The 25,172-nt window shown below is 67.2% G+C and carries 25 protein-coding genes and 2 pseudogenes; 13 read left to right on the plus strand and 14 right to left on the minus strand.

The genetic code is table 11. The features are described from left to right. Positions 1-8: 8 nt before the first annotated feature. From ACWETB_RS00985 to ACWETB_RS01000, 4 genes are all read right to left on the minus strand, one after another. Positions 9-899, minus strand: coding sequence for an SHOCT domain-containing protein (locus tag ACWETB_RS00985; protein WP_348809858.1), 891 nt, complete (start codon positions 897-899; stop codon positions 9-11). Positions 900-1,003: 104 nt separating this feature from the next. Beyond that, positions 1,004-1,972, minus strand: a complete 969-nt coding sequence (locus ACWETB_RS00990) for a DUF389 domain-containing protein (RefSeq protein WP_348806045.1) — start codon at positions 1,970-1,972, stop codon at positions 1,004-1,006. A gap of 51 nt (positions 1,973-2,023) precedes the next feature. Then, entirely contained in the window at positions 2,024-2,704 is a 681-nt protein-coding gene (locus tag ACWETB_RS00995; RefSeq protein ID WP_452208693.1) for a siderophore-interacting protein, read from the minus strand. Between the two features lie 118 nt (positions 2,705-2,822). After that, positions 2,823-3,830, minus strand: coding sequence for a LacI family DNA-binding transcriptional regulator (locus tag ACWETB_RS01000; RefSeq protein ID WP_452208695.1), 1,008 nt, complete (start codon positions 3,828-3,830; stop codon positions 2,823-2,825). Positions 3,831-3,964: 134 nt separating this feature from the next. On the opposite strand from ACWETB_RS01000, the gene ACWETB_RS01005 reads away from it, so the two are divergent. Both ACWETB_RS01005 and ACWETB_RS01010 read left to right on the plus strand, forming a co-directional pair. Then, entirely contained in the window at positions 3,965-5,152 is a 1,188-nt protein-coding gene (locus ACWETB_RS01005) for an acyl-CoA dehydrogenase family protein (RefSeq protein ID WP_452208697.1), read from the plus strand. Beyond that, the gene (locus ACWETB_RS01010) at positions 5,149-6,270 is read left to right on the plus strand and encodes a CaiB/BaiF CoA transferase family protein (RefSeq protein ID WP_449744517.1); all 1,122 of its coding nucleotides are present in this window, start codon (positions 5,149-5,151) and stop codon (positions 6,268-6,270) included. The genes ACWETB_RS01005 and ACWETB_RS01010 overlap by 4 nt, the downstream gene beginning before the upstream one ends. Before the next feature lie 28 nt (positions 6,271-6,298). Here the strand turns inward: ACWETB_RS01010 and ACWETB_RS01015 are convergent, their stop codons facing one another. The 5 genes and pseudogenes from ACWETB_RS01015 to ACWETB_RS01035 form a co-directional block, all read right to left on the minus strand. Continuing rightward, the gene (locus ACWETB_RS01015) at positions 6,299-6,907 is read right to left on the minus strand and encodes an HD domain-containing protein (RefSeq protein ID WP_348809861.1); all 609 of its coding nucleotides are present in this window, start codon (positions 6,905-6,907) and stop codon (positions 6,299-6,301) included. A gap of 110 nt (positions 6,908-7,017) precedes the next feature. Next, positions 7,018-7,314, minus strand: a complete 297-nt coding sequence (locus ACWETB_RS01020) for a YiaA/YiaB family inner membrane protein (protein WP_452208699.1) — start codon at positions 7,312-7,314, stop codon at positions 7,018-7,020. Positions 7,315-7,398: 84 nt separating this feature from the next. Then, complete coding sequence (locus tag ACWETB_RS01025; protein ID WP_449744518.1) at positions 7,399-7,899, minus strand: GMC oxidoreductase; 501 nt, start codon at positions 7,897-7,899, stop codon at positions 7,399-7,401. After that, positions 7,862-8,362, minus strand: a pseudogene (locus tag ACWETB_RS01030) (SDR family NAD(P)-dependent oxidoreductase); the annotation flags it as partial. The pseudogene ACWETB_RS01030 and the gene ACWETB_RS01025, both read right to left, overlap by 38 nt. Next, positions 8,362-9,270, minus strand: coding sequence for an alpha/beta hydrolase (locus ACWETB_RS01035; RefSeq protein WP_452208702.1), 909 nt, complete (start codon positions 9,268-9,270; stop codon positions 8,362-8,364). The pseudogene ACWETB_RS01030 and the gene ACWETB_RS01035, both read right to left, overlap by 1 nt. Before the next feature lie 133 nt (positions 9,271-9,403). On the opposite strand from ACWETB_RS01035, the gene ACWETB_RS01040 reads away from it, so the two are divergent. From ACWETB_RS01040 to ACWETB_RS01065, 6 genes are all read left to right on the plus strand, one after another. Beyond that, positions 9,404-10,255, plus strand: a complete 852-nt coding sequence (locus ACWETB_RS01040) for a MerR family transcriptional regulator (protein WP_449744520.1) — start codon at positions 9,404-9,406, stop codon at positions 10,253-10,255. After that, positions 10,252-11,064 carry a DUF1206 domain-containing protein gene (locus tag ACWETB_RS01045; RefSeq protein ID WP_452208704.1) on the plus strand — a complete coding sequence of 271 codons (813 nt, stop codon included), beginning with the start codon at positions 10,252-10,254 and terminating at the stop codon, positions 11,062-11,064. Before ACWETB_RS01040 ends, ACWETB_RS01045 begins: the two co-directional genes overlap by 4 nt. 126 nt (positions 11,065-11,190) lie before the next feature. Further along, positions 11,191-13,248 (plus strand): ArnT family glycosyltransferase, encoded by a 2,058-nt coding sequence (locus ACWETB_RS01050; protein ID WP_452208706.1) that lies wholly within the window; start codon positions 11,191-11,193, stop codon positions 13,246-13,248. A gap of 39 nt (positions 13,249-13,287) precedes the next feature. Further along, a complete protein-coding gene (locus ACWETB_RS01055) occupies positions 13,288-14,631 on the plus strand; it encodes a flavin monoamine oxidase family protein (RefSeq protein WP_452208708.1) in 1,344 nt (447 codons plus the stop codon). Beyond that, complete coding sequence (locus tag ACWETB_RS01060) at positions 14,613-14,831, plus strand: hypothetical protein (protein ID WP_348809868.1); 219 nt, start codon at positions 14,613-14,615, stop codon at positions 14,829-14,831. The genes ACWETB_RS01055 and ACWETB_RS01060 overlap by 19 nt, the downstream gene beginning before the upstream one ends. 146 nt (positions 14,832-14,977) lie before the next feature. Continuing rightward, positions 14,978-15,811 carry a hypothetical protein gene (locus ACWETB_RS01065; protein WP_449744526.1) on the plus strand — a complete coding sequence of 278 codons (834 nt, stop codon included), beginning with the start codon at positions 14,978-14,980 and terminating at the stop codon, positions 15,809-15,811. A 10-nt stretch (positions 15,812-15,821) separates the two neighbouring features. Here ACWETB_RS01065 and ACWETB_RS01070 read toward each other — a convergent pair whose 3' ends face one another. After that, entirely contained in the window at positions 15,822-16,328 is a 507-nt protein-coding gene (locus ACWETB_RS01070) for a nitroreductase family deazaflavin-dependent oxidoreductase (protein WP_452208710.1), read from the minus strand. A gap of 146 nt (positions 16,329-16,474) precedes the next feature. Between ACWETB_RS01070 and ACWETB_RS01075 the strand changes: the two genes are divergently transcribed. From ACWETB_RS01075 to ACWETB_RS01085, 3 genes are all read left to right on the plus strand, one after another. Beyond that, positions 16,475-17,332: a DNA-3-methyladenine glycosylase family protein gene (locus ACWETB_RS01075; protein WP_348806061.1), complete on the plus strand. Its 858-nt coding sequence runs from the start codon at positions 16,475-16,477 to the stop codon at positions 17,330-17,332. A gap of 64 nt (positions 17,333-17,396) precedes the next feature. After that, positions 17,397-18,482 (plus strand): AI-2E family transporter, encoded by a 1,086-nt coding sequence (locus ACWETB_RS01080; protein ID WP_348806062.1) that lies wholly within the window; start codon positions 17,397-17,399, stop codon positions 18,480-18,482. Between the two features lie 134 nt (positions 18,483-18,616). Continuing rightward, entirely contained in the window at positions 18,617-19,858 is a 1,242-nt protein-coding gene (locus ACWETB_RS01085) for an alpha/beta hydrolase family protein (protein WP_348806063.1), read from the plus strand. Between the two features lie 27 nt (positions 19,859-19,885). Here ACWETB_RS01085 and ACWETB_RS01090 read toward each other — a convergent pair whose 3' ends face one another. Continuing rightward, on the minus strand, positions 19,886-20,116 hold the full coding sequence (locus tag ACWETB_RS01090) for a hypothetical protein (protein WP_452208713.1): 231 nt from the start codon (positions 20,114-20,116) through the stop codon (positions 19,886-19,888). Between the two features lie 67 nt (positions 20,117-20,183). Between ACWETB_RS01090 and ACWETB_RS01095 the strand changes: the two genes are divergently transcribed. Further along, entirely contained in the window at positions 20,184-20,489 is a 306-nt protein-coding gene (locus ACWETB_RS01095) for a hypothetical protein (RefSeq protein WP_348806066.1), read from the plus strand. 18 nt (positions 20,490-20,507) lie between these two features. Here the strand turns inward: ACWETB_RS01095 and ACWETB_RS01100 are convergent, their stop codons facing one another. The 3 genes and pseudogenes from ACWETB_RS01100 to ACWETB_RS01110 form a co-directional block, all read right to left on the minus strand. Beyond that, positions 20,508-21,347 carry a Cof-type HAD-IIB family hydrolase gene (locus ACWETB_RS01100; RefSeq protein WP_449744529.1) on the minus strand — a complete coding sequence of 280 codons (840 nt, stop codon included), beginning with the start codon at positions 21,345-21,347 and terminating at the stop codon, positions 20,508-20,510. 298 nt (positions 21,348-21,645) lie between these two features. Then, positions 21,646-21,822, minus strand: a pseudogene (locus ACWETB_RS01105) (type II toxin-antitoxin system death-on-curing family toxin); the annotation flags it as partial. Between the two features lie 93 nt (positions 21,823-21,915). Beyond that, positions 21,916-22,830, minus strand: coding sequence for a hypothetical protein (locus ACWETB_RS01110; RefSeq protein WP_449744530.1), 915 nt, complete (start codon positions 22,828-22,830; stop codon positions 21,916-21,918). A gap of 1,371 nt (positions 22,831-24,201) precedes the next feature. On the opposite strand from ACWETB_RS01110, the gene ACWETB_RS01115 reads away from it, so the two are divergent. Beyond that, a complete protein-coding gene (locus tag ACWETB_RS01115) occupies positions 24,202-25,137 on the plus strand; it encodes a S1 family peptidase (protein ID WP_348806070.1) in 936 nt (311 codons plus the stop codon). Positions 25,138-25,172: the final 35 nt, after the last annotated feature.

The following is a 25,172-nucleotide window of genomic DNA, read 5'->3' on the forward strand; positions in this document are numbered from 1 at the left end:
GATCCAGCCTACAGCCGGCCCAGCAACTCGGCCTTCTTGGTGGCGAACTCCTCGTCGCTGAGGATGCCGCGCTGATGCAGACCGGCCAGCTGCTCGATGGCCGCGAAGATGTCGTCGGAACCCGAGGACGGCGCCTGATGCGACGTCGGCGTTACCGGTGCCTGATCGAACTGCGGCGCGGGTTCGGGTTGGGACACGAATCCCGGCTGGGACACGAATCCGGGTTGGGACGCGAATCCGGGTTGGGACGCGAATCCGGGCTGGGACACCGATCCGGGGTCTGGGGCCGGTGCGGCCACCGGCGTGGCGTCGACCTGCCGATCGGTGAGTTCGGTCAGGCTCGACACATCGAAGGTGCCGAACTGGCTGGTGAAGCTCACGGTGCCGGGGTAACCGCCCTGCTGCTGTTGCACGCCGCCGATCTGGTGGTCGCCGGTGTCGAAAACGCGCGTGACCCCGTTCTGCTGGATGGCCAGTCGCCGGGTTCCGGGGAACACCGCATACCGAGAGTCGTTCTGCCCACCGGTGGAACTCGGCACGCCGAGCTCGGTGGGCCACCAGTTGTTGGCCGTACCGAAGCCGTAGTTCGCGCTTCCGCCGGCGGGGTGCGCCGGGGGCGGCGGGAACACGATCGTGGTCGCCAGGAGCTGCGACAGCTCATTGCAGAGCGAATCGACGCGTGCCTTCAGGGCGTTGTCGAACATGTTGCCCACCATGGTCATACCGCCGCGCATCCACTGTCCGGATCCGCCGAGTTCGGGGATCGAGAACTGCGCCATCGTGCCGCCACCGCTGTTGACGGCGTACAGCATCGCCAATACGGCGTCGTGGGAGATGCCGTAGCGTCCGGCGATCTCGTTGACCGATTGCTCGGCCTCGGGGGTGAGGGCACCCTGCATGATGTGACTCTTTCGTCGAGGAAATCCGACACAAGTGTACGGCTACCACGCAACGGAATTCAGCCCGCGCAGGCGGCCCCTGCTCGCACGCGCACGTCCGTTCCTCAGGTGGTCGGCGGCGGAACCACCGCACCGCGGACATGTGCCGCACGACGGCGCGCCACCGGCGCCCAGAGCATTCGTTGTGTCCACAGGGTGAACCAGCCGGCCACGGTCATTCCGACGATGTTCACCAACAATTGCAATGCCGAACCTCGTACCTCATGCCATTCGGCGAAGGCCGCCGCCAGGGCGATGTTCCCGGCGGCCGGAATCGTGGTGACCGAAATGAACACCCCGGCCAGGCCGCCGAGGCGCGCCGAGGTGATCGAGAGGATGCCGGCCACCGCGGCGAGGACCGCCACGACGAACGACCACCGGTCCGGTGAGTAGATGAAATCGGTCTCCGGGTGGTGCTGCAGATCGTCGAGGTCGACCCATCCGATCCCGCGCATCACCCAGGACAGGGCGTATGTCACGGCCATCGCGACCGCGAAACCGACCACCAGGGTGCGTGCGGACATGCCGAGCAGATTCCATCGCCGGAGTACCAACGCCACCCCGAGCGCCGAGATCACCCCGAACTCGGGTCCGAGGACCATCGCCCCGATCGTCAGGATCTGTGAATCCAGCACGATGGCGATGGCCGCCAGCATGGTGGCGAGCACCATGAACCCGAGGTAGGTGAAGTTGAGTTCGGAGTCTGCGTAGGCGCGGCGACCGACCTGCGCCCACACGACGGCATCCGAGCCGAAGCCGGGCGCCGCGCGTTCGGCCTCCAGGGCGTGCCGGGACAGGAAGGTCTCCACCTCTTCGGCGCGGACGCACCCGTCATCGGCGACGCCCATGCTCCGCAGGGTCATGATCAGGTCGTCGGCGGCTTCGCGCGCGACGTCGAGGGTGATGACGTCGCCCTGCGGCTTCACCGACGCACCCCGCATGACGGCCACCGAACTGACCGTCTCATCGTCGACGACGAGGTCGAGCACACCGGCGGTCTGTGCCGTCGGCACCGAGATCTCGAGATGGAGCATGCCTCAATGTGGCGCCTGGTCGGCGTCGTCACGCCTGCGAAACACCGGGTTTCAGATGTCGAGTGCGAGATCGTCGAGTTGTGCGAGACCCTCACCGCGGGCCAGGAGTTGCTGATAGGCGGCCAGGCGCACGCGGTCGATGTCGGTGTTGCTCACGCCCTTCTTCCAGTAGCCGAACACCGCGACGTCGTCTTTGCCGAGTCCGACCGAGTTGCGGAAGTACCGGCGAATCGTGCGCATATCCTCGCGTTCGCCGGCGGCCCACACCACGACCTCGGCGGGATGCTCGATTGTCCGTGCCGCGGCTTCGAGCCCTCCATCGGCGACGGTCACCCGGTGCACGGCGATCTGTGCCGAACGGGGCAGTTCGTCAAACGCAAAGTCGCTGTGGCTGAGGACGAATGCGTCGGCTCGGCGATGCGACGGCCACTGGCGGAGGATCTCATACAGCGCCGGGATCGCCGAGTCATAGGCGAACAGGACCGCGTCGGCGCGGCCCTCGGGTACCACGAAGTGAGGTCGTGGCCCGACGATTGTCACCTGATCGCCCGCCCGCACTGCCGCCGACCACCGCATCATCGGACTGCTGGATCGATGCCGGACCACGTCGAGGGTGATCAGCGACCGGGATCGGTCGGCGTCACGGACAGTGTAGACGCGCGACGCGTCGTCGAACCGCGGTCCCAGATTGACCCGGACGGCCACGTTGGGTTGCTCCCAGCTCGGATCCACTGAACGGCGAGGTCCCTGTCAACGTTGAGGCGAGCGCTGTCAGTGATGGCAAGAGCGCTGTCAGTGATGGCAAGAGCGCTGTCAACGTTGAGGCGAGCGCTGTCAGTGGGTCCAGGGATCAGGTGGTGGCACGCATCACGAGTTCGACGGGCAGCCGGATGGTTTCGGGTTCCCGGCCCTCGATGAGGTCGAGGAGTCGACGCACCGCGGTCTCACCGATCCGGTGGGCGGGCGAGCGGATCGTGCTCAGCGGGACCGGCAGTTGTGCGACGGTGGGGATGTCGTTGAACCCGATGAGTGCCACGTCGTCGGGGATGCGGATGCCGAGATCGCGGGCCGCGCCCATCACGCCGATCGCGACCGTGTCGGAGACCGCGAAGATCGCGCGCGGTGGGCGCGGCGCGTCGAGCAGTGCGCGACCGGCCGCGACGCCCCCGTCGACGCCGAAGCTCGACTCGACGATCCGCTCGGGGGCCAACACGACGCCCGCGGACTCGAGAGCCGAGAGGAACCCGGCCGTCCGGTCCCGCCCGGTACTCGCATGCGCCGGACCGGTGATCACCGCGAGGTCGGTGTAGCCGCGATCGAGCAGGTGCCGCGCGGCGAGGATCCCGCCGTTGCGGTCGTCGGCGCCGACGAACGGCAGCCCGGCATCAGCGTGCCGGGTGACCGTCACCATCGGCAGATCCCGAACCGGGAGTGACTCGATGAACGGTTTTCCGGGGATGTGCAGGCCACCCAGCAGCAGGCCGTCGACCTGACGTCCGGCGAGCATCTCGATGGCGCGGCGCTCGGCGTCGAGATCGTCGGGCGGAGACGACAACAGCACCGAGTAGCCCGCGCGCGTGGCGCCCTCCTCGATGCCCTGATAGGTGGTGGCGACGACGCCGTCGGTCAACCGTGTCATCACCGCGCCGATGGTCGTGGTCTTGCGTGTCCGCAGACTCGCCGCCCAGCGGTTGGGCTGATAGCCGAGTTCGTCGGCGATCTCTCGAATCCGTCGCGCCGATTCCGACCAGCCACCGGCCGGCTCACTCTGCCGCAACACGCGCGACGCGGTCGACACATGAACTCCGGCGCGTTCGGCGACCTCCTTGAGGGTTGCCACCCGCGGAGTGCTCGACATCGCCGCACCTTCCTTCCTGATCCGCCGACTCCCGGGCCAACGCCTGTCACCGTCGATCTTGACGGCACGCCGTGGTGCTGCCTACAGTAGCCACCAGAAATCGATTGTGCAATCGTTCTCACCTGGAGGTTTAGATGTCCAAGCCGCAAACACTGAGCCAGTTGTTCGCCCTCGACTCCCTGCTCGACGACGAGGAGATCGCGATCCGCGACACCGTCCGAAAGTTCGGCGACGAGCGCCTGCGGCCACACATCGCCGACTGGTTCGAGGACGCCACCCTGCCTGCCCGCGACCTCGCCGTCGAACTCGGCTCACTCGGCGCGTTGGGCATGCACCTCGAGGGCTACGGCTGCCCCGGCACCAGCGCAACCGCCTACGGGCTGGCCTGCCTGGAACTCGAGGCCGTCGACTCCGGCATCCGCAGCCTGGTGTCGGTGCAGGGATCACTCGCGATGTTCTCCATCCACCACTGGGGCAGCGAGGAGCAGAAAACCGAGTGGCTGCCGCAGATGGCGGCGGGCAAGGCGATCGGCTGCTTCGGTCTGACCGAGCCCGACTTCGGCTCCAACCCCGCCGGCATGCGCACCAACGCCAAGCGTGACGGTGACGACTGGATCCTCAACGGCACCAAGATGTGGATCACCAACGGTTCGATCGCCGACGTCGCCGTCGTCTGGGCCAACACCGACCTCGAAGAGGGCGCCCGCGGCATCCGCGGCTTCGTCGTCCCCACCACCACCCCCGGCTTCTCCGCCCCGGAGATCACCAAGAAGATGTCGCTGCGCGCGTCGGTCACCTCCGAACTCATCCTCGAGGACGTCCGCCTGCCCGCCTCGGCGATGCTGCCCAAGGCACGCGGACTGTCCGGACCGCTGACCGCCCTCGGCGAGGCCCGCTTCGGCATCATCTTCGGCGCCATCGGCGCCGCCCGCGACTGCCTCGAGGTGGCCGTGGAATACGCGCAATCCCGCGAGGTCTTCGACAAACCCCTTGCGGCGTACCAGATCACCCAGACCAAGCTCGCCGACATGGCACTCGAGGTCGGCAAGGGCCACCTGCTGGCCTACCATCTCGGCCGCCTCAAGGACCGCGGCGAGATCACCCCCGAGCAGGTCAGCACCGGTAAGCTCAACAACGTCCGGGAATCCATCGCGATCGCCCGTGAATGCCGAACCATTCTGGGCGCCAACGGGATCACTCTCGAGTACCCGGTGATCCGGCACGCCAACAACCTGGAGTCGGTGCTCACCTACGAGGGCACCTCCGAGGTCCACCAGTTGACCATCGGCAAGGCCCTGACCGGTGAGGGTGCATTCCGGTGAGTGGCGCTCTCGGCGGGCTCGTCGTCGCCGACTTCGGTCGCGTGCTCGCCGGGCCGTACGCCACCATGCTGCTGGCCGACCTGGGTGCCGAGGTCATCAAGATCGAGCGACCCGGCTCCGGTGACGACACCCGCAGTTGGGGTCCCCCGTGGGTGGGCGATCAGTCGTCGTACTTCCTGTCGGTCAACCGCAACAAGCAGTCCCTGTCCATCGACCTCACCGATCCCGCCGGGCTGGCCCGGGCTCGTGATCTGGTGGCGCGGGCCGACGTCGTCGTCGAGAACTTCCTGCCCGGCACGATGGACCGCCTCGGCCTCGGCTACGACGACGCGCGAAAGATCAACCCGGACATCGTGTATTGCTCGGTCACCGGCTTCGGTGGCGACAATCAACTACCCGGCTACGATCTGCTGATCCAGGCCGTCGGCGGACTGATGAGCATCACCGGCCCCGATCCCGACACCCCCACCAAGGTAGGTGTGGCCATGGTGGACGTGATCACCGGGTTGCATGCGACGGTGGGAATCCTTGCCGCCCTTCGTCATCGCGACTCCACCGGCGAGGGTCAGCGCGTCGAGGTAAATCTGCTGTCGTCGTTGTTGTCGGCGTTGGTCAATCAGTCCTCGGCCTATGTGGCCGCCGGTGTGGTCCCGCACGCGATGGGCAACCGACATCCGAGTATTACGCCGTACGAGGTGTTTTCGGCGTCGGACCGACCGCTGGTCCTCGCCGTCGGCAACGACCGCCAGTTCGCCTCCCTCGCCAAGGCCATCGGGCTGCCGGATCTCGCTGTGGATGATCGGTTTTCGACCAACACGGCACGCGTGGCGCACCGTGAGGAACTCGGTCGCATCCTCAACGACGCCCTCGCCGCCGACACCGCCGACAACTGGTTCACCGCGCTGACCGCCGAACGGGTGCCGTGCGGCCCGCTGAACGACATCGACGACGCCATCGCGCTCGCCGAACGGCTCGGCCTGGCACCGGTGATCACCATCGACGACGACCGACGCGATACGCCGATCACTCAGGTGGCCAACCCGATTCGACTCAGCGCCACCCCGGCCACCTACCGGTCGGCGCCACCGCTGCTGGGTGAGGACGACCCCGGGCGGTGATGCACGTGGCAGACCACGACCGCCCGGATCATATCCGTGCTGCGGCGGCGGGCAGGACAATCGTCGGGTCGGCTGCGACGAGTCGTCGGCGGACCCGATCCCGCGCAGCTCGGAAGTACGGTGCCCGACGATCGTGCGCACGCGCGTTGGGTGACTCGGACCCGTGGCGTGCGAGCATGTCGATCATCCGGTCCTCGACGAGCATCACCCGCCCGCACGGTCCGGCGGTTTGATCGGCGATGGTGAGTGCATCCGACAGCGCGTCCTCGGTGAAATCGAAAGCCGCGAGCACGGACCCCAGTCCACGTTCGTCGGCGACGAATCGGGCGCCGGAGTGATGGGCCACCAAGTCGGCGATCAGCTTCGGCCACGTGTGCGCGCACAGATAACGTGCCCCGTCGACCGGGTGGAATCCGGTGTCGCGGAGTGCCGGGACATATCCGATGTCGTGGAGCCAGGCCGCCGCGACGAGGATGTCGCGGTCGGCCGGGTCGACGGTGATGGCCAGCTTCTCGGCCTGGGACGCTGCCGTGACGACATGATCGAGGCGCCGAGGGTCATCGGCGAGAAGTGTCTCGGCCAACGTCTGCGCGGCACCGACGAGAGAGATCCGCGGTTCCTCGGCAGTCGTATTCACACGTTTCCCCGATCGCCACTGATTGACGAATCGGACGGTACTCCTGATTGCGTCCACTTGCCGGGTAACGCGTAGCCGCACGCACCGGGGGGACCGACCCACGATTCGCGTCAGGCGATCTTGCCGAACGGGTCGTGTTCGGCGATGAGGCGATCGACGCGGGCCTCGTCGAGCCGGACGCGAACGGACTCCTGCTCCTGCCGGTCGCGGACCACCTTGGCGAGGGTGAATGTGCTCGAGGTCAGAAACAGCAGCGTGATGGCGAGGAAGCCCCGCTGCCACGGGTCGATCGGGAGGTAGAAGATGCCGACACAGCCAGTGGCGAGACTGACGCCGAAGGCGATGGCGGCCTGCAGGAAGAAGGCGGCGGTGGTGGCGGTACGGGACACATCAGCGGAAGAAGTCATGCGATGAGGATGACAATCCAGGGGGTCTGTGGAATGGGTGAATCTACCCAGATGGCGTGGGTAGATGGCGCGGACCAGGTGGCGTCACGCCCCCCGAGTGATGATCTCGGCCATGTTGCGTTCGGCCACCGCGGTGATCGTCAACGACGGATTGGACGCACCCGCCGAACCCGGCAGCATCGCGCCGTCGTTGACGTAGAGGTTCTGGTAGCCCTTGACGCGGCCGTACTCGTCGCATGCGGTGCCCAGTGTCGCGCCGCCAAGGCAGTGGGCCCACGTCAGGTCCGGTTCGTAGACGACACCGTTGACCGGGAGCCCGGAATGGTCGGCCAGCCGATGCCCGATCCGCACGCAGTTGGCCGCCACGTCGCCGTTGCCCGCGGCAGGCCAGTCGAGCACCACCCGCCGAGTGTCGCGGTGATAGCGGAAGGTGCCACGGGAATGGTCGACGGAGGTGATCCCGACCTTGATGGCCGAGGTGTCCAGTGCAGCCGCAGCTGAGTCCAGTGGGCCGAGCGAGAAGGTGCTGTTGACGACGGCGCGGGCGAACCCCGGCCTTGCCGACGTTGTACGCGGCCATGCCACCGGCCGCCGAGAATGCCGCCGCCGACGCCACGTTGATGAGTCCGGCGCGACTGGACTCTCGTAACTGCGGCAGGAAGATCTCGGAGCCGTACACCATGCCCCACAGGTTGATTCCCAGCGCCCACTGCCAGTCGGCAGCACCGATCTCGCCGACGGTCCGACCGCCGATGCCGACTCCGGCATTGTTGATCATCAAACTGGTGGGCGCGTCGAAATAGTCGCGGGCGCGGTCCGCGAGCGACTCCATGTCATCGCGCCGCGAGACGTCACAGAAGACCGCGTCGCCACCGCCCTGTCCGGCGGCACGGATGAGGTCGGCGGTCTCATTGGCGCGGTCGATGTCGATGTCGGCACACAGCACCCGCCCACCCCGGCGCGCGATCTCGAGCGCGAACGACCGGCCGATGCCGCTACCTGCTCCGGTGATGACGGCCCGGGCGCCGGTGCTGCGTGTGTCGCCCATCAGATCATCACCTTCGCTGTTGTCCGGATGAGGAAGTCGGCCACCGAGTTCAACGCCGGAGTGGCTTCGGGGATGAACATCGGCAGCGCCTGGAAGACGTGCATCTGACCGGGCCACACCTGGAGCTCACAGTCGGCGCCCGCGTCCGTCAGCATCCGAGCCGCAGCGCGCGCGTCATCGAGAAGCATCTCGGCACCGCCGGCCTGGATCAGGGTCGGCGGCAGAGTGCCACTTGCGTTGAGTGCCAGACGGAGTCGGGGAAGGTCGTCCGGCTGTCCGACGGTGTAGTGGCGGACGAGTCGCCGCGCCGCACGTGCGGAGATAAGGGGGTCGCGCTTGCCGGTCTGCTCGCGCCCCAGTGCCAGTCCCAGGGTGAGGTCCACCAACGGCGACATCAGCACCGCCGCCCCCGGTTGGGGTATGTCACGTCGGGCGTTCTCGGCCAGCAGGTCGAGGATCAAGTGTCCCCCTGCGGAATCACCCACTACCGCAATGTCTTCCGGCCGGACCCCGGCGTCGAGGAGACCTCGGTAGGCAGTCTCGACGTCCTCGGCGGCCGCCGGGAATCGATGCTCCGGGGCGAGGCGATAGTCCACGACAAAGGTCGACATCCCGGTCAAGCGCGCCAGCCGGGACGCGATGCCGCGGTGCGTGCGGGCCGAGCAGATCGCATAGCCACTTCCGTGGACGTACAGGATCACCGGCCGCGTGCGCTCCGAGCCGGGTGGATGAATCCAGTCACCGTCGACGGACCCACGTGTAACTCGCTCGACGCGCACTCCGTGCGGGGGCGGACACCCGGCGAACATCGCCGCGGCGACGAGAGCGCGGGACACCCGGATCTGTGGTGCGCCGGGCGGGAGAAGATCGGCGAACGGGCGCAGCGTCCAGGACATCGTGTGTGCCAAGACGGCAGACCTCACTGAGACGACGGTCACAAGCACAATGTCACTACTAATTGTGCCAGTTGTCAATGCCACATTCGCGCCGCGTCGTACAGTAGGGTTCTCACCAGGCAAGACAACGGAAGAGGAGACCGGGGTGGCGCGACGTTCGGCATCGCTGTCGCACCAACTCGCCCACGCGGTGGGTCGCCTCGCCCGGACCCCCTCGGCGGTCGGGAAACAATCGCGGGAAATCGAGGTGGCCGTCACCCGGCTGATCGACTCCACGGTGCGTCAAGCGCGTGGGCGATCCGCCGACACGCCGCAGTACCGGGTCGATGAACTTGCTCAGATCACCGGAACCACCACCCGCAACATTCGTGCGTACCGCGAACGCGGACTCCTCCCCGCACCACGCAAAGTGGGTCGGGTCACCTTCTACAGCGACGATCACGTCGAACGTCTGGAGCTCATCAACTCGATGCTCGGCCGCGGTTACTCCATCGCACACATCGACGAACTGCTGACGGCCTGGCGAGATGGCAAGCAGCTCAACGATATTCTCGGAGTCAAGCCCGACCTCACCCTGCCGACCGAGACCAGCGGAGCACACACGACCGTCGACGAGCTCCTTGCCGGCGGTATGGATGCGAGGTCCATCGATCGTCTGCAACGACTGGGTCTTCTCGGGCTCGACGAGTCCGGGGCCGTGTCGTTGCGGTATCCCGACATCGTCGAGGCGCTCACCGCACTGATCACGGCATCGACGCCGGCCGAGCAGGTGGTGGAATTGGCCGAGCGACTCACGCCGGCGTTGATCGAACTCGAGCGTGTCCTTGTCGCGGCCGCCACCGACCTGACCGATGCCACCGAAGACGAGGAGGACCTTGCCGAACTGACCGTCCGACTCGTGCGATTGCGCATGCTGGGACAGGCAACTCTCGACGCCGTTCTCGACCAGGTGACGGTCAGCCTCCTGAACCGGGAGACAGAGTCGGAGACGTCATGACCGACCACACCCCCGCCGACGCCGTTCGCGAGGCCACCGACAGCGAGTGGTTCGAGCGGCTCGCCCGCGCGGGGCATGTCGTCAGCGGTTTGCTGCACCTGCTGATCGCCTACATCGTCGCGCGCCTCGCCTTCGGCGATCCGGGCAATGCCGATCAGTCCGGGGCGCTCGGCCTGTTCGCCTCCACGCCCGGTGGCCGCGCCGCCTTGTGGATCGCGGTCGTCGCCTTTGTCGCGATGGCATTGTGGCGCGTCGCGGAGGTGATCCTCGGCCCGCATCCGGCCGATCCGGCGCCCGACGATGACGACGGCTGGCTCGACCGCGCGAAGGCGGGCGCACTCGCCGTGGTGTATCTGGCGTTCGCGTGGTCGGCGGCGCAGTTCGCCCTTGGCCATGGGCAATCCAGCGGCCGTCAGAATGCCGGTCTGAGCGCACGATTGATGGGATCGGCGCCAGGCAAGGTCCTGCTCGTCGTCGTCGGGCTCGTGATCATCGCGGTGGGCGCCTACCACGTCTACAAGGGTGTGACGCGATCCTTCTTCGACGATCTCAAGATCGACGAGAACGACGCGGTGAAGGTCACCGGGATCGTCGGTTACACCGCAAAGGGACTGGTGCTGGCCGGTGCCGGACTACTCGTCATCGTCGCGGTCGCGACCGTGGATCCGTCCAAGGCCACCGGCATCGACGGGGCGGTGAAGACCGTCGCCGGGTGGCCCGCGGGGCAGGTGCTGCTCGTGGTCGCCGCGCTCGGACTCGCCGCCTACGGGATCTACTGTCTCGTGATGGCGCGGTACGCGCGGATGTGAGGCGACCGGACCAAAGGCACCGCATACCAGACACTTCCGGCCAATCCCGCACCTCGGAGCGGATTGGCAGGAAGTTGCCAGCCGATCGACACCGACCATCGAGGAATCGTCCGCACGATCGATCCCGTGAGTTTTCTCCACGCCCAGCCCGTGAGTCCCGACACCGCGTCCCCGCCAGCCGGAACCCCGGAAGCCGCGTCGACGAAACCGACGGTCCGCGACCGCATCCTGCTCGCCGTGCTACTGGTGGGCGCCGCCGTCCTGTATCTGGCGAACATCACCGCCAACGGCAACGCGAACACCTTCTACGCCGGGGCGGCGTGGGCGGGTTCGCGGAACTGGGAGGCGCTGCTGTTCGGGTCGGTCGGTCCGTCGAACTTCATCACCGTCGACAAACCACCACTGTCCCAATGGGTGATGGGGGTCTCGGGGCAGATCTTCGGTTTCTCGTCGGCGAGCATGCTGATCCCGCAGGCACTGATGGGCGTCGCGTCGGTGTTCCTGGTCTATGCCATGGCCACCCGGGTCAGCGGACGCACGGCCGGGCTGATCGCCGGTACCGCACTGGCACTCACCCCGGTCGCGGCAATGATGTTCCGCTACAACAATCCTGATGCGGCGATGGTGCTGCTGATGACGGCGGCCGCCTACTGCACGGTGCGTGCACTGCCCCGAGCGTCGATGAAGTGGCTGATATTGGCCGGGGTGGCATTGGGATTCGCGTTCCTGGCCAAGATGCTCGAAGGTCTGATGATCCTCCCGGCGCTGGGTCTGGTCTACCTCGTCGCCGCACCCACCACGTGGGGGCGAAGATTCGGCCACCTGCTCGCGGCCGCCGGCGCGATGGTGGTGTCGGCGGGATGGTTTGTGCTGCTGACCATTCTGTGGCCGGCGTCCTCACGTCCGTATCTGGCCGTCTCCACCGACAATTCGTTCATGAATCTCGTCCTCGGATACAACGGGCTGGCCCGGATCGAGGGCCGCGAGGGCGGACAGCACGGTGGCATGCGGGCCGGGGGAATGGGTACCGGGGGGATGGACGCGTTGACACAGCACGGCGCGACCGGCGCCGGTGGTGATGGCGGTCGCTTCGGCGGTGGGGGTGGCATGTTCGGCTCGTCGCCGGGCATCACCCGACTGTTCACCGGGGAGTTCGGTGCGGAGATCTCGTTCCTGCTCCCATCGGCATTGATCGCCTTCGTGCTGCTGCTCGTGCTCCGCGGACGCCGCCGCCGGACCGACCTCGTCCGCGCCACCACCCTCCTCTTCGGTATCTGGCTCATCGTCGACGGTATGGTGCTGTCGTTCATGAACGGCACCACCCACCCGTACTACAGTCTCGCGATCGCACCTCCCATCGCCGGACTCATCGGCGTGGGCGCCGTGCAGCTGTGGCGGGCACGCGAGGACACCGATGCGGTGCGCGCCGGCATCGGGCGGTGCGGGCTCGCGGCGATGGTGCTCGCCGGCGGCATCTGGGGATTCGTGATCCTCGACCACGCACCGAGTTGGCAACCGTGGCTGCGGTGGCTGGTCCTCGTCGCCGCGATCGCGTCGGCCATCGCACTGATGATTCCGGCGTGGTCGCGTCGCCGGATCGCGGTGATCGCCGCCGGAGTCGGTCTGGTCGCACTGATCTCGGCGCCCGCGGCGTACGCGATCAACGGCGACACCGTCGCCCACACCGGTGGTGGGCCGTCGGTGCTGCCCACGTCGTCGTCGACACATACCGGCGCCGGCGGCTGGGGCGGTGGTGCCGGTGGACGGACCGGATCGGCTGCGGGTGGTCAGTCGGGGACGCGTATGGGCGGATTCGAGAACCAGGCAGCACCCGCACAACTGACCGCCATGCTGCGGGGCTCGAGCGCCCGCTGGGCCGCCGCGGTCACCAGCGCGAATGCGGCCTCCGGCATCGAGCTCGCCGCCAAGGTTCCGGTCATGGCCATCGGCGGATTCAGCGGCAGCGATCCAACGCCGACGCTCGCACAGTTCCAGCGCTACGTCGCCGACAAGCAGATCGGCTACTACCTGGTCGTCGGGACCGGCAACTCCATTGGCGGAGCAACCCCGGGTGGTCCGAGGGGCGAGCGCCGTTCCGGTGTCGGCACCGCCATCAGCGAATGGGTGACCAGCACCTATCACGGAGTCCGAGTCGGCAATTACACCGTTTACGATCTGAGCTGATCGCGCGTAGGTTGGCCTCATCGAGGTCAGGAGGCCCAGGTGACACACCAGATGTCCCGTCCCGACGCGGTGGTCGTCGGGGCGGGAATCGCGGGCCTGACCGTGGCCCGGCTGCTGTCTCGCCACGGTCGATCGGTGGTGGTGCTCGAGGCGCGTGACCGGATCGGTGGTCGTGTCCACACCGATCGCTCCGACGGGACGGTCACCGATCTCGGCGCCTCGTGGATTCACGGCATCGACGACGCCCCACTGTTCGACGCGGTCCGCGGGTTCGGGATGCGATCGGTCGAATTCACCGTCGGCAGTTATCAACCCGATTCCCGGCCGATCGCCTACTACGATCCCGACGGCCGACGCCTCGACGCCGCCGCCGTGGCGGCCTTCGCCGCCGACATCCGAGGCTGCGATGCACACCTGTCGCGATACATCGCCGACATCGGCTCGGGCACATCGTATGCGGCGGCCATGGAAGAGCCCCTCGGCGCGGTGGGCTGGTCGGCGGGACGAATCGAGCGGGTCCGGGAATTCCTGCACCACCGTACCGAAGAGCAGTACGGCGTCGATGCACACGATCTCGATGCCCATGGACTCGACGACGACGAGACCCTCGGTGACGAGGTGGTCTTTCCCGAGGGCTACGGCGTCCTTGCCGACTCCCTGGCGGTCGGTCTCGATATTCGTCTGGGACACATCGTCACTCGCGTCCAGAGGGATGCCGACGGTGTTGTCGTCCACACCGATCGGGACGTCGTCGACGCGGCGGTCGCGGTCGTCACCGTTCCGGTGGGCGTGCTCAGATCCGGCACCATCGTGATCGAGCCACCGCTGCCCGAACCGGTTGCCGGCGCACTCGGCCGCCTCGAGATGAACGCCTTCGAGAAGATCTTCCTGAGGTTCCCGGAGAAGTTCTGGGACGACGACGTGTACGCGATCCGGCGTCAGGGCCCGGCGGGAGCGTGGTGGCATTCCTGGTATGACCTCACCGCACTGCACGGCACCCCCACCTTGTTGACCTTCGCCGCCGCCGACTGCGCACGAGCGATTCGTGGGTGGGACGACGCGCAGATCGTCGAGTCGGTGCTCGACGCACTTCGGGACATCTACGGCGACGCGGTTTCCACACCCACGCAGGTGAAGGTAACCCGTTGGCAGGACGACCCTTTCGCGCGCGGCTCGTATGCGTACATGACCGTGGGTTCGACGACCGCCGATCACGACGTCCTCGCCACGCCGGTCGGTGGGGTGCTGCACCTCGCCGGTGAGGCCACCTGGACCGACGATCCGGCCACCGTCACCGCGGCGCTGATGTCGGGCCACCGGGCGGCGTGCACCATCCTCGGACGCGACATCCCGATCGAGGACCTGTGGACACCGGCCTCGTGATGTTCGTCCTGGTCCTCGGCTGCGGCGTGGTGGCCGCGGTGTGCGCCCTCGCCGCCGCTTACGTGTACCTGGCAGGCGCGGGTGACGATGTGCACGGTGACCGGGTCGACAGGGACCGACGGGCCCGCCAATGGCTGATCGGCACAGTTGTTTTCGGTGTCGGCGCCATCGTGCTGCGGTTCGTGTGGGCGCTGATGTGACGGTGGTGTACGTCGGAGGATCCCCCGCACCCCGTGGTCCCTGTACCCCGAAGAGATGAAAGTTCACCCCGAGGGGCCGTCCGCGGATCGTCGCGTGCGGGTTGCCGTTACGATCATCGCCTGTCGAATGAAAGGCCCTCATGTCCATGCGTTCTCGCACGTACGCCCACCGCCGGTGGGCGTTGCTCGTGGCCGCGGTGACGGCCGTCCTCGCCGGCGCCGGATGCAGCGCCGAGACGGGAACCGCGGTTCCGGAGAACGCGGCGGTGTCAACGGTGGGCGGCAGTGGCGCTACCGCAAGCCCGACGGCGACGGTCGATCCATGTGCCGGGGCATCGGGGACCTGCCAGGTGGTACGCATCGTCGACGTTGACGGTGACGGCACACCGGATCCGGTGGCGATCGCGTACTCCTCCGATGCGCCTGCACCTGGGATCGCCTTCGGCACATCGCACATCACCACCCGGGTCGGGATCAACGGAACGGTCCACTCGGTCACCCAGAATGTGTCAGGCAGCGCCTACACGACCCCGTTTGACATCTTCCGCGGCGCATTCGCGATCAGCCGCGCGCACGGCGCCGATCTCGCCCTGCATCTGGTCCGGGGGCAGGGCAATGCCGAACAGTTCTCTGTGATCGGCTGGAACGGAGCCGAATTGGTGCCATTGCCCCAGCCGCCCATCCCGGGTGCGACGAGTATGGCCACCCCGGGTATCTGGTATCTCGGTTCGTCGCACGGCAGGCAGGATTCGATCGTGTGCCGAACGCCGGGCGAGATCGCCGTCGTCGGTCTGAGTGCGGCGACCCAGGAAGGGATTCCGATTCCCGGCGGTGGCCGGCGATCGGAGAACTACTTCACCTTCAGCGCGAATGCGTGGCAACCACGCGGGTCGAACTCCACCGCCGACAGCAGCTTCTCCTATGCCTGGGATGCACACACCAACGCGTTTCAGTGCACCCCACTGGGCACCGCCGGGTGAGCGTGCGCCGTCACACCGCCGTCAAACGGAACACACGGATCTCGCGATCCGTACGCCGCCGGTATTCGCCGTAGACCTCGATCAGATTCGCCATCTCGCCGAACACCCGGTCCCGCTCTTCACCGTCGAGAAGGTCTGCGTTCGAGGCAATTTCGGAGTCACCGATCGTCACCCAGCAACGCGGATCGGCGAGCAGGTTCCAGGTCCAGGCGGGATGGTGCTCCTGCCCGAAGTTGGAGCCGATGAGGAAGATGTGCGGGTCCTCACGGTAGTAGAGCAGCGGGGAGGTGCGGCGCTCACCCGACTTGCGTCCGATCGTGGTCACCAGCGCGGTCGGTGCCGCGATCGGTCCGAGCGTGGTGAATCGGCCGTGGGAGCGTTTCATCAGGGCCCGGTCGAGTGGCGTCATCGTACGGATCACCCAGGAGCCCGGCTTGGTCTTCGCGAATGCGACCAGCGGCGCACGCAGTGAACTGCTCTCCGATCCCCATCGGACGTCGGGGTATGGCGATCCCATGGCGAGACTCCTTCGGCTTGGGCGATCCGGCTGTGGTGTCCCAAGTGTGGGGGATCGCGCATACGGTCCGGTCCGGATTCATCACAATCCCCGATTGTCGGAGGGGCGGAGTAGCGTCGCCTCCACATCCCCGCGATTGGAGCACGATGGCCACCCACACCGTCACGCACCACGTCCTCGGTTCGTGGTCACTCGACGTCAGCCGGGAGTTCTGGGAAGGATTCACCCCGTCGGCATTGGGCGGTAGCCAGGAACCAGGCCGGCTGTCGACGGTGTTCCGGGTCGACGCGGACTGGTCGGCGGCGCACGTCACCGTGGAGCAAGACGATCAGGACGCACAGATCGTCGTCACCGGTGACGGTGACCTCGAGGCCGCGGCGACGCAGACCGCACGGTTCCTCGCGCTCGACGTCGACGCCCGCGGCTGGCCGGAGGTCGGGGCGCGTGATCCGGTGATCGGGGCGGCGCAGGCATCGCTTCCGGGACTGCGGCCGTGCGGTTTTCACTCCGCTTACGAGGCCGCGGCGTGGACGGTGCTCTCCCAGCGCATCCGCATCGTGCAGGCCGCGAAGCTCCGTGCCGACATCACCACCCGGTACAGCGGCGACGGCGCGTTTCCCGCGCCATCCACCCTGGCCACCCTCGATCTCGACCTCCCCGGCCGCAAGGCCGAGTATCTGCACGCCGTCGCCGACGCCGCACTGGACGGACTCCTCGACACCGGCCATCTGCGGTCGATCCCGCCGGCGGAGGCGGTGTCGGCGCTGCAGGAGATCAGAGGCATCGGCCCGTTTGCGTCGGAGTTGATCGTGCTGCGCGGAGCCAACGCCCCCGACATGGTGCCGACGCACGAGCGGCGGCTCGCGGCCGAGGTGCACGAACACTACGGACCCGACCGCACGGTTGCCGACGTGTCGGAGGCGTGGAAACCGTTTCGGACCTGGGCGTCGGTATATCTGCGCGCCGGCCGCGAGCACCGCACGCACGAGATCGCCGGCGGCTGATTAACTACTACGTGCACGATGTCCCCTCGCAACCCGGTCGAGCGTCGCGCGTGAAGGAAATGTGATGGGTGTGGCAGAGCGGTCGGGCCCGACGAGATCGTCGACACTGCGTCGTGCCGGCGTCGCGAGTTGGTCACTACTGGGAGTGATCGCGCTGATCGTCGTTGCGGCCACGGCGATCGGTGCGATCAGTGGCATCCTCGTCCCGCTGGTGATCGCCGTGATCATCGGTCTCGTCCTGGAACCGCTGAAGGAACGCCTCGAACGGTGGGGGCTCCCGTCGACGCCGGCGACGATGGTGACGCTGCTGGTGGCGGTGGCGGTCGCCGCGGCCACCATCGCGATCGTGGTGTCCGGGTTCCTCGACCAGTGGCCGGAGATCTACCGGCAGCTCATCGGCGGGTGGAACGCCTTCGTGAAGTGGGCGGGCGATCTCGACATCGACGCCCAGATACTCGAGCATGCCCGCGCAGCCTTCGAAAGCCATGCCGCACAACTGGGTCAGGGCGCGCTCGGTGCCGTCACCAGTACCTTCTACGGCGTGATCTCCCTGATCATGGGAACCTTCTTCGCGCTGTTCTTCCTGTTCTTCGTCCTGCGCGACGGTCAGCGGTTCTCGGAGTGGCTGGCGCGTCGCGGTGACTTCGACGCCGCCGAGGTGGAGCAGATCGCCGCGCTGTCACGACAGTCGATCCGTGGGTACTTCCGCGGCACCGCGATCACCGCGATCCTGACCGCGCCGATCTTCATGATTCCGCTTCTGGTGCTGGGAATCCCGCTGGCCATCCCGATCTTCGTCCTGTACTTCTTCATGTCGTTCATCCCCTACCTGGGGGCGTGGCTCACCGGCGCGTTCGTCGTGCTCATCGCGTTCGGCACGGGCGGACCAACGGCCGCGCTGATCATGGGGATCACCTTCATCGTCTCCAACGGCACCATCCAAAGTGCCGTCAGCTCATGGGCACTCGGGTCCTCACTCCACCTGCATCCGGTGGCGGTGCTGCTGGCGACGATGATCGGCGGGACCGCGGCCGGGTTGCTCGGCATGGTCCTGGGCCCACCGGTGCTCGCGGTGGTGACCAAGTCGATCAAGGCCATCCAGGAGATGCGGAGGCCTGCCGCCGAGGACGCCCCGAGCGAGACGACCTGATCGGGGCGCAGCGACGCCCGTCGTGAACCGTTGGCAGCAGAACCCACGTCACCTGACGGATGACGTGCGCCGCCGATGAGCGCAGAGTGTTCGGTGTTCGACAACACCCCCGACACCGACGAAAGCGCACCGCCATGCACCTCCCCCACGCACCGCACACCGCCTACTCCCATGGCTTCTACTCCGACGCCGGCCGCGACTACTCCGTCCGCATCCTGCTCGGCTACGCCACCTCCGGCGCGACCGATGCAGGCGAGGTCCTCACCACCATCGACGGCATCGGCGACGGTCACGACCGCGACTGGTACGACGCGTGGCACCGCCTGGGCACGCGACTGGCCACCGAGGCCGCCGCCGTGGCCGATCGCGGGCACCGGTTCAGCGCCGCGATGAGCTACCTCCGCGCCGCGACCTATCTGTCGGTGGCGTTCGACGCGCTGGACGGTATCGCCGACGACGCCGAGCGGATGCCCGTCTTCGCCGCGCATCGCGCGGCGTGGGAGAAGTTCATCGATCTCGGTCCGTTTGTCGCACAGCGACTCTCCATCCCCTACGAGGGCACCACACTGCCAGGCTGGTACCTGTCACCCGAGGACGCCGGCGACGACGATCGGCGTCCCACGCTGGTGATGGTCAACGGGAGCGACGGGGCGGTGTCGGGCCAGTGGTCGGCCGCCGCGCAGGGCGCGCTCCGACGCGGCTATCGCGTGGTGATGTTCGACGGACCGGGCCAGCAGTCGATGCTGTTCGAGCAGGGCATGACCTTCCGGCCCGATTGGGAGGCGGTGCTGACCCCGGTGACCGACGTCGTCGTCGGGTTGCGTGGTGTCGACGCCGACCGGCTGGCGGTCTACGGCATCAGCCAGGCCGGCTACTGGGTGCCACGAGCGATCTCCTTCGACCATCGCTATGCCGCCGCAATCGCCGACCCCGGCGTCGTTCAGGTGGAGGCGTCCTGGCTGGCGAATCTGCCGCACGCACTGCAGTCGATGCTCGCCGAGGGCAAGGATCACCAGTTCGATCAGATGATGTCGATCGGGCTGAAGGCCAGCAAGGCCACCCAGCGGATGTGGGACTGGCGCGCCCGCCCCTACGGTCAGGAGACCTATGCCGCAACGATGAAAGCTGTTGCACAGTACACGCTTACACCGGATGTCGCGGCACAGATCCGGACGCCGATGCTGATCACGGCGCCGGAGGCCGAGCAGTTCTGGCCGGGGCAGTCCGAACAACTCGCCGCGATGTCCGGGGCTGACACCACCGTGGTGGCGTTCACCGCCGCCGAAGGGGCGAGTTGGCATTGCCAACCGATGGCACGGGCGCTCACCGAGCAGCGCATGTTCGACTGGCTGGATGAGACGCTGGGCCTCATCTGAATCAGTCCGGAATCAGTTCGCCCGGAATCAGCTCATCCGGCGCACCCCGACGGTGTTGATCACCATATCGATCAGACGAGCCTCCTCGGCGGGCTCCGCCGGCCACAACAGCAGGGCCAGGAACGATCCGATACACCCTTCGGGGCGACGACTCTCGTAAGTGATGACCTCAGTGCGATGTGGTGGACGCGGGAATCGCACCAAGAGCGATCCGAGATGACCGAACGATCCGCCGAGAAGCGCGCGGCGCGGCGTCATGCCCCTGAGCATCGGGTGCCTTACCGGGAGGCGCTGGCCGCGGTACGGGGCCGTCGACGGGGTCCCGATGTCACGCTTGTTCGGACGCCGACTCCTGATCGAGGCCGCGGAGGGATGCGGCATCACCCACTGGGCCCGCATCGACTCCTGGGATGGTGAAGGGACCCTGGCCGTCACCGACCTCGGCGGCGAACGGTTTCAACTCACCATCGACAGTCTGTCGCCGGTTCTGCTCGACCATCTCACCGACGGCACCATCTGCGACCCCCTCGACATCGACGCCTACCTCCCCGACGAGATCATCCAGTCGGCACTGTTCGGCGCGGTCATCTACCGGACGCTGATCCGTCGACGACCGGAGTTCACGGCGTGAGCGCGGCCGGGGACCGGCTCACCCGATATCCGGCAACCCCAGCGCCGACCGCACCGTGCGCACCACCCCGTTCTCCTCATTCGACGGCGCCACAAACCGTGCCGCTGCGAGGATGTCGGGGTGTGCGTTGGCCATGGCGTACGACCAGTCGGCGGTGCCGAGCATGGCGAGGTCGTTGAGGTAATCACCGAAGACCATGGTCTGCGCGGGGGTGATGTCGAGACGGTCCTGGATCGCGCGGACGGCGACGGCCTTGTCGACGCCGGGCGCCATCACGTCGAGCCAGTGGTGCCCGGACACCACGACCTCCTTGGCCCCGCCTACCGACATGATGGCCGGGGCGGTCACCGCCTCGATGCCATCGAAGTCGAAGACTGCGACCTTGACGAGTTCGGCCTCCACCGCCGTGAGATCGTCGACGATCTGGTTGGCGAAGTAGTAGGGCTCGACCTGTTCGAGGAACTTCTCATCGGAGCGTTCGACGAAGGAACCATCGGGCCCGCACAGGACGACGCCGAGGTCGACACCCGACGCGGACAATTCACGGGCCCGGGCCAGCACCGCCGTCGCGACGTCGCCGTCAAGGGGTGCCACGCGAAGCTTCTCGCCGTCACGGGCCACCACCGATCCGTTCTCGGCGATGACCACCAGGCCCGGCACCGCATGCCCGAGTTGATGCAGCAGCGTGGCCGCCTGCCGACCGCTGGCCGGACTGAACACGATGCCGCGGCGGCCGAGTTCGTCAAGCAGGGGCCACAGCGTCTCCGGGATCTGTTTGGCGCCGTCGAGCAGGGTGCCGTCCATGTCGGAGACCACCAGTCGGATGTCGTCGGGTACGGGCGGCAGTGGGGTGTTCATCGCCCTTCATCGTCGCATCCATGGGCTCGGTGCGGCTCCCTGGATCACTCCGGCGTGCGGCCCGGACGATTCGTTTACCGCTCCTGAGCAGCTCGCGCGGGTCAGTTCGGCTCGCGCAGATCTTCTCGGCTCACTCAAGTCGCCGACGTCCCACCTCACCCGAGAGGACCCGCGGGAGGACGATGTGGCCCTTGCGACCGCAGTGCCTGCGACGAACGTTCCCGGCGTGATGACGTGTCGGGCGGTAGCGGCCGCCGCATCGACCATCGGTCGGTGAACCGGCACGCGGCGATCTTCGGAACGTGAGGCAAGCGATCCAGCCCGTTCGTTTGCTCCCGTCGACGAGCGCAAGATTACGGGTCAGGGAGTGCGGGAGCGCGGCCGCCTTGACGTGAACACCTGGGTAGGCATCCGCACCGAACACGGTGGTGTGAGGTCGGGCCAGAGCGGACTCCAGCAACCCGTAGTCACGAACCTGCGTCCGTACCCGTTGCGAGGGTGGCGACCGAAGCGACTTCCGATGTCACAGCGTTCGCACCCGCCGTCGTGAATCGGACCGTCGAAAGACTCAGCGCGCCGAGGCCGCCCGGCTCCCCGCGCCCTGACCGGTGTGGACGTACTGCCGGAGTTTATCGATACTGTCCTGCGCGCCTTGGTAATACGCCTTGGGCACGCGAAGCACATTGGGCAACGCCTCGGTGTGGTCGGACACCACCGATGGCCAGAACCCTTCGCCGTAGATCGCCGGGCATGCCTTGGTGGCGACCTCCAGCACACCGGACAGGGCACCGCAGCGATAGGTGACATCCACGATGTCGGTGAACGGGATGACCTCCAGATGCTCACCGACGGGTAGATCGGTGGTGCGGCCGGTCTTTCGGATGACGATCCGGTCGGCAAAGGCTGCCAACTGGCCGTGGCGTCCGCAGTTGAGGATCATCCACGGGTACTCGTCGGAGCCGATTGACCGCTCGATGGCAACCCACTGCGCGGACGTCATGGGCTCGCCGTAGACGGGGACGCGACGCTGCTCGCGTCGGCGGGCGCGGGCGCCGGCGGACTGCTGCGTGTCGGATCGCCACCGGTCGAGTTCCGGGCGCACCGCCTCATCGACGCCGTCGTGCCGCAGGGTATCGAGGAAGTAGGTGAGGAAATCCATCTCCTCACGGTGGAATTCACCGAAGCACAGCGGCGTGCCCGTCGTGCGGATCGTCAGAGTCGGAACCATATGTGCGGAGACCAATTCCACGTCGGCGATCTCGTCGGCCGCAACCGCCATCGTGATCACGTCGCGTCGCGACGGAGCGGCGGTGTGGAAACCGAGGACCCGGGCATTGGTCACGGCCACACCCTCGACGGTGGGCTTGAGACGATGCGCCGAGACGAACGCGACGATCACCTCCCCGTCGAGGAGATGCGGCGCCAGGCAATGCTGCCAGTGCGCCGCCTTCAATGCGGAAATGGCCGGACTGAGCTTGCTCACGTAGTGAAGAATACGCTCGACGAACGAGCGTCGCAGCCCGAGCAGACCACCCGGACACCGGTGCGCCACACTTCGTCAGAAGGTCCTCTGACCTGCGTACTTTCGTCCCTTGCGGATGCCGCCGGCGCCGGTCTCACGTCATTCGGCGCACCCATCGGACCCGGATATTTGGACGGGATCATCGAATCCCGTTGCCTTACAACACTGTCATACGAATAGTGTTGTACCCCAACATGAGTCTGCCGAAGCCCGCGGGCTACCGATGGTCGGCGCACCGGCCTCCGCGCGTCGTCACCGAAGTGACGGTAGCGGGCCCGTCTGCTCGACCGCTCCCCCAGGAGTTCGAGATACCGCACGCCCACGGGGTTCGACCAATGACCCGGTAGTTCACCGTGTTTCGTACCCATGCGGTCCCGATTGCCCACGGCAACGTGAGCGGCTGCCCCAGATCCCCCATCCCGCGGACACCAGAGAACCTTGAAGCATGCTCAGGGGTCGCAGACGCGCATGGCTTCCCGACGCCGCGGGGAATCTCTTGTAGTGCAGGGCCTTTTGTGCGTTCACCAGGGCGGTGGTCAATTCGGCTCCGGCGTCGGTGACCTCTCCCTGCGCCGGCAGGATCGCGTAGCTGAACTGGTGTTGCGCCATTTCCTCGTCGAAAGAGCCAGTCCTCGTCGACTTCGATCAGCCGGCCGACGTACTTCCAGAGATGCATCAGCGCGCGGGAGTCCTCATCGACGACCGGGACACCGAGTGCGCGCACACCCATCAGCAGCGTTCCGCTGAACAGGCCGAGGTTGGCGGCGAGGTCGGCCCGATTGATCGGAAGGGCGTCGGTACACCCCGGCGCCCTTCTCGCACAGTTCTCGGTCGACCCAGTCCGGGGTGGCCTCGACGGTGGCGAAGAACTCGCGCAGCGCCGGCGGTGCATCGGTGGGCACGCCGCCGGCGAGTGCGCCACGGAACTGCGTCACGCTGACCCGCTCGGGTGATTTTCGTGGCGCCCGCGTGGCGCGGACCAGAGCCGCCGCGGGCTCGTCGCATCATCATCCGCCGCCCGATGGTGTCGAGTTCGGCGGGGGTGGGTTCACGCAGATTCATGTAGATCTTCAGCAGCCGGCCGTTGCGACGACCGCGACCTTCCGCGGATCGGACCCGACGGGGTGCGTGCATGTCCGCGGGTGCGATGGGATCAACGGTCGTCATGAAACCACCCGTTCGTCTCAGCGGATGCAACGCTCGCCCGTGCCGAGACCGACCCCGTTGGGGTAGTCCACTACTCGTTCGGTTCCGCGCCGGCTCCGGCACACTCGATAGCCGTCAGCCGCCGAGATGTCGGCGCGCCACCACGGACAGACTGAGGAGACGGCCATGGACGTCAGCCAGGACATGCTCGACGCCAAGGACGCCCTCGCCGCCGTCCTCCGGGGGGCGCTGCCCTTCCTTCCCGGACTCCTCGCCGTCGACGTCGGCTTGCGGACCGACGACGGGGAACTCACCGATGACCTCGTCATCCGCGTCATGGTCGCCGATATCGACCGGATACCCGCCGGGCTCGACGGCCTCATCGCCGGCGCCGGATTCCCGGTGAGTGTCGTCGAGCGCGAGCTGACACCCCTGCTCGACACCGCGCCACACGACCCGCTGCTCGGCGGCATCACCATTCACGCGGCCCACGGTGGCGCGCTGATCCAGCACGGCGCGGGCACCCTCGGCGGGTTCGCCTCCGACACGCTGTTCGGTGGTGTCGTCGGTGTCACCTGCGCCCACGTGATCGCCGAGAGCGATCAACAAGCCCTCCAGGGTGATCCGATCTACCAGCCCGACAGCACCCGAGAAGTCGGGCGGCTCTACCGGTGGCAGGCGTCGACCGACATCGCCGTCTTCGCTGCCCACGACGGCGTCGGATTCGACGCCACGATCGCCGACATCGGCAGGGTCGGCGGCATGGCCCGCGCCGAGGTGGGCGACCGGGTCCGCAAGCGCGGGCGGACGACGGACCTGACGCTGGGCACGGTCAGCGGCATCGGGCTGGCCCCGTTGGGGCGCGGTACCCCGGCCAACAGCTTTGAGATCTGGGCGCGCGACCTCAACGCACCCGTCTTCTGCAAACCCGGCGACAGTGGGTCGCTGATCGTCAACGACAACGACGAGGTGGTAGGCATCCTCACCCAGAAGGGAATCGAGTACAGCCGCATCGTCACGATCGGTTCACCGCCGGACGGTGCGATCTCCGGATTCGCCACCCAGATGGTGACCGACGGTGCGTTGATCGGGGCGGCCGACTCCGTCGGCATCGCCTTCTAGACATCACATCCTTCTGGACACCACGACAAGGACTG

The sequence above is a fragment of the Gordonia sp. NPDC003950 genome, assembly GCF_053605205.1.

What these genes read in the sequence shown, in the direction of transcription:
- ACWETB_RS01075 (WP_348806061.1), top strand. Translation starts at nt 16,475, where the DNA reads ATGGCCACCCACACCGTCACGCACCACGTCCTCGGTTCGTGGTCACTC.
- ACWETB_RS01065 (WP_449744526.1), top strand. Translation starts at nt 14,978, where the DNA reads ATGCGTTCTCGCACGTACGCCCACCGCCGGTGGGCGTTGCTCGTGGCC.
- ACWETB_RS00990 (WP_348806045.1), bottom strand. Translation starts at nt 1,972, where the DNA reads ATGCTCCATCTCGAGATCTCGGTGCCGACGGCACAGACCGCCGGTGTG.
- ACWETB_RS01020 (WP_452208699.1), bottom strand. Translation starts at nt 7,314, where the DNA reads ATGACTTCTTCCGCTGATGTGTCCCGTACCGCCACCACCGCCGCCTTC.
- ACWETB_RS01090 (WP_452208713.1), bottom strand. Translation starts at nt 20,116, where the DNA reads ATGACGCCGCGCCGCGCGCTTCTCGGCGGATCGTTCGGTCATCTCGGA.
- ACWETB_RS01080 (WP_348806062.1), top strand. Translation starts at nt 17,397, where the DNA reads ATGGGTGTGGCAGAGCGGTCGGGCCCGACGAGATCGTCGACACTGCGT.
- ACWETB_RS01000 (WP_452208695.1), bottom strand. Translation starts at nt 3,830, where the DNA reads ATGTCGAGCACTCCGCGGGTGGCAACCCTCAAGGAGGTCGCCGAACGC.
- ACWETB_RS01095 (WP_348806066.1), top strand. Translation starts at nt 20,184, where the DNA reads ATGTCACGCTTGTTCGGACGCCGACTCCTGATCGAGGCCGCGGAGGGA.
- ACWETB_RS01045 (WP_452208704.1), top strand. Translation starts at nt 10,252, where the DNA reads ATGACCGACCACACCCCCGCCGACGCCGTTCGCGAGGCCACCGACAGC.
- ACWETB_RS00985 (WP_348809858.1), bottom strand. Translation starts at nt 899, where the DNA reads ATGCAGGGTGCCCTCACCCCCGAGGCCGAGCAATCGGTCAACGAGATC.
- ACWETB_RS01070 (WP_452208710.1), bottom strand. Translation starts at nt 16,328, where the DNA reads ATGGGATCGCCATACCCCGACGTCCGATGGGGATCGGAGAGCAGTTCA.
- ACWETB_RS01085 (WP_348806063.1), top strand. Translation starts at nt 18,617, where the DNA reads ATGCACCTCCCCCACGCACCGCACACCGCCTACTCCCATGGCTTCTAC.
- ACWETB_RS01005 (WP_452208697.1), top strand. Translation starts at nt 3,965, where the DNA reads ATGTCCAAGCCGCAAACACTGAGCCAGTTGTTCGCCCTCGACTCCCTG.
- ACWETB_RS01100 (WP_449744529.1), bottom strand. Translation starts at nt 21,347, where the DNA reads ATGAACACCCCACTGCCGCCCGTACCCGACGACATCCGACTGGTGGTC.
- ACWETB_RS01115 (WP_348806070.1), top strand. Translation starts at nt 24,202, where the DNA reads ATGGACGTCAGCCAGGACATGCTCGACGCCAAGGACGCCCTCGCCGCC.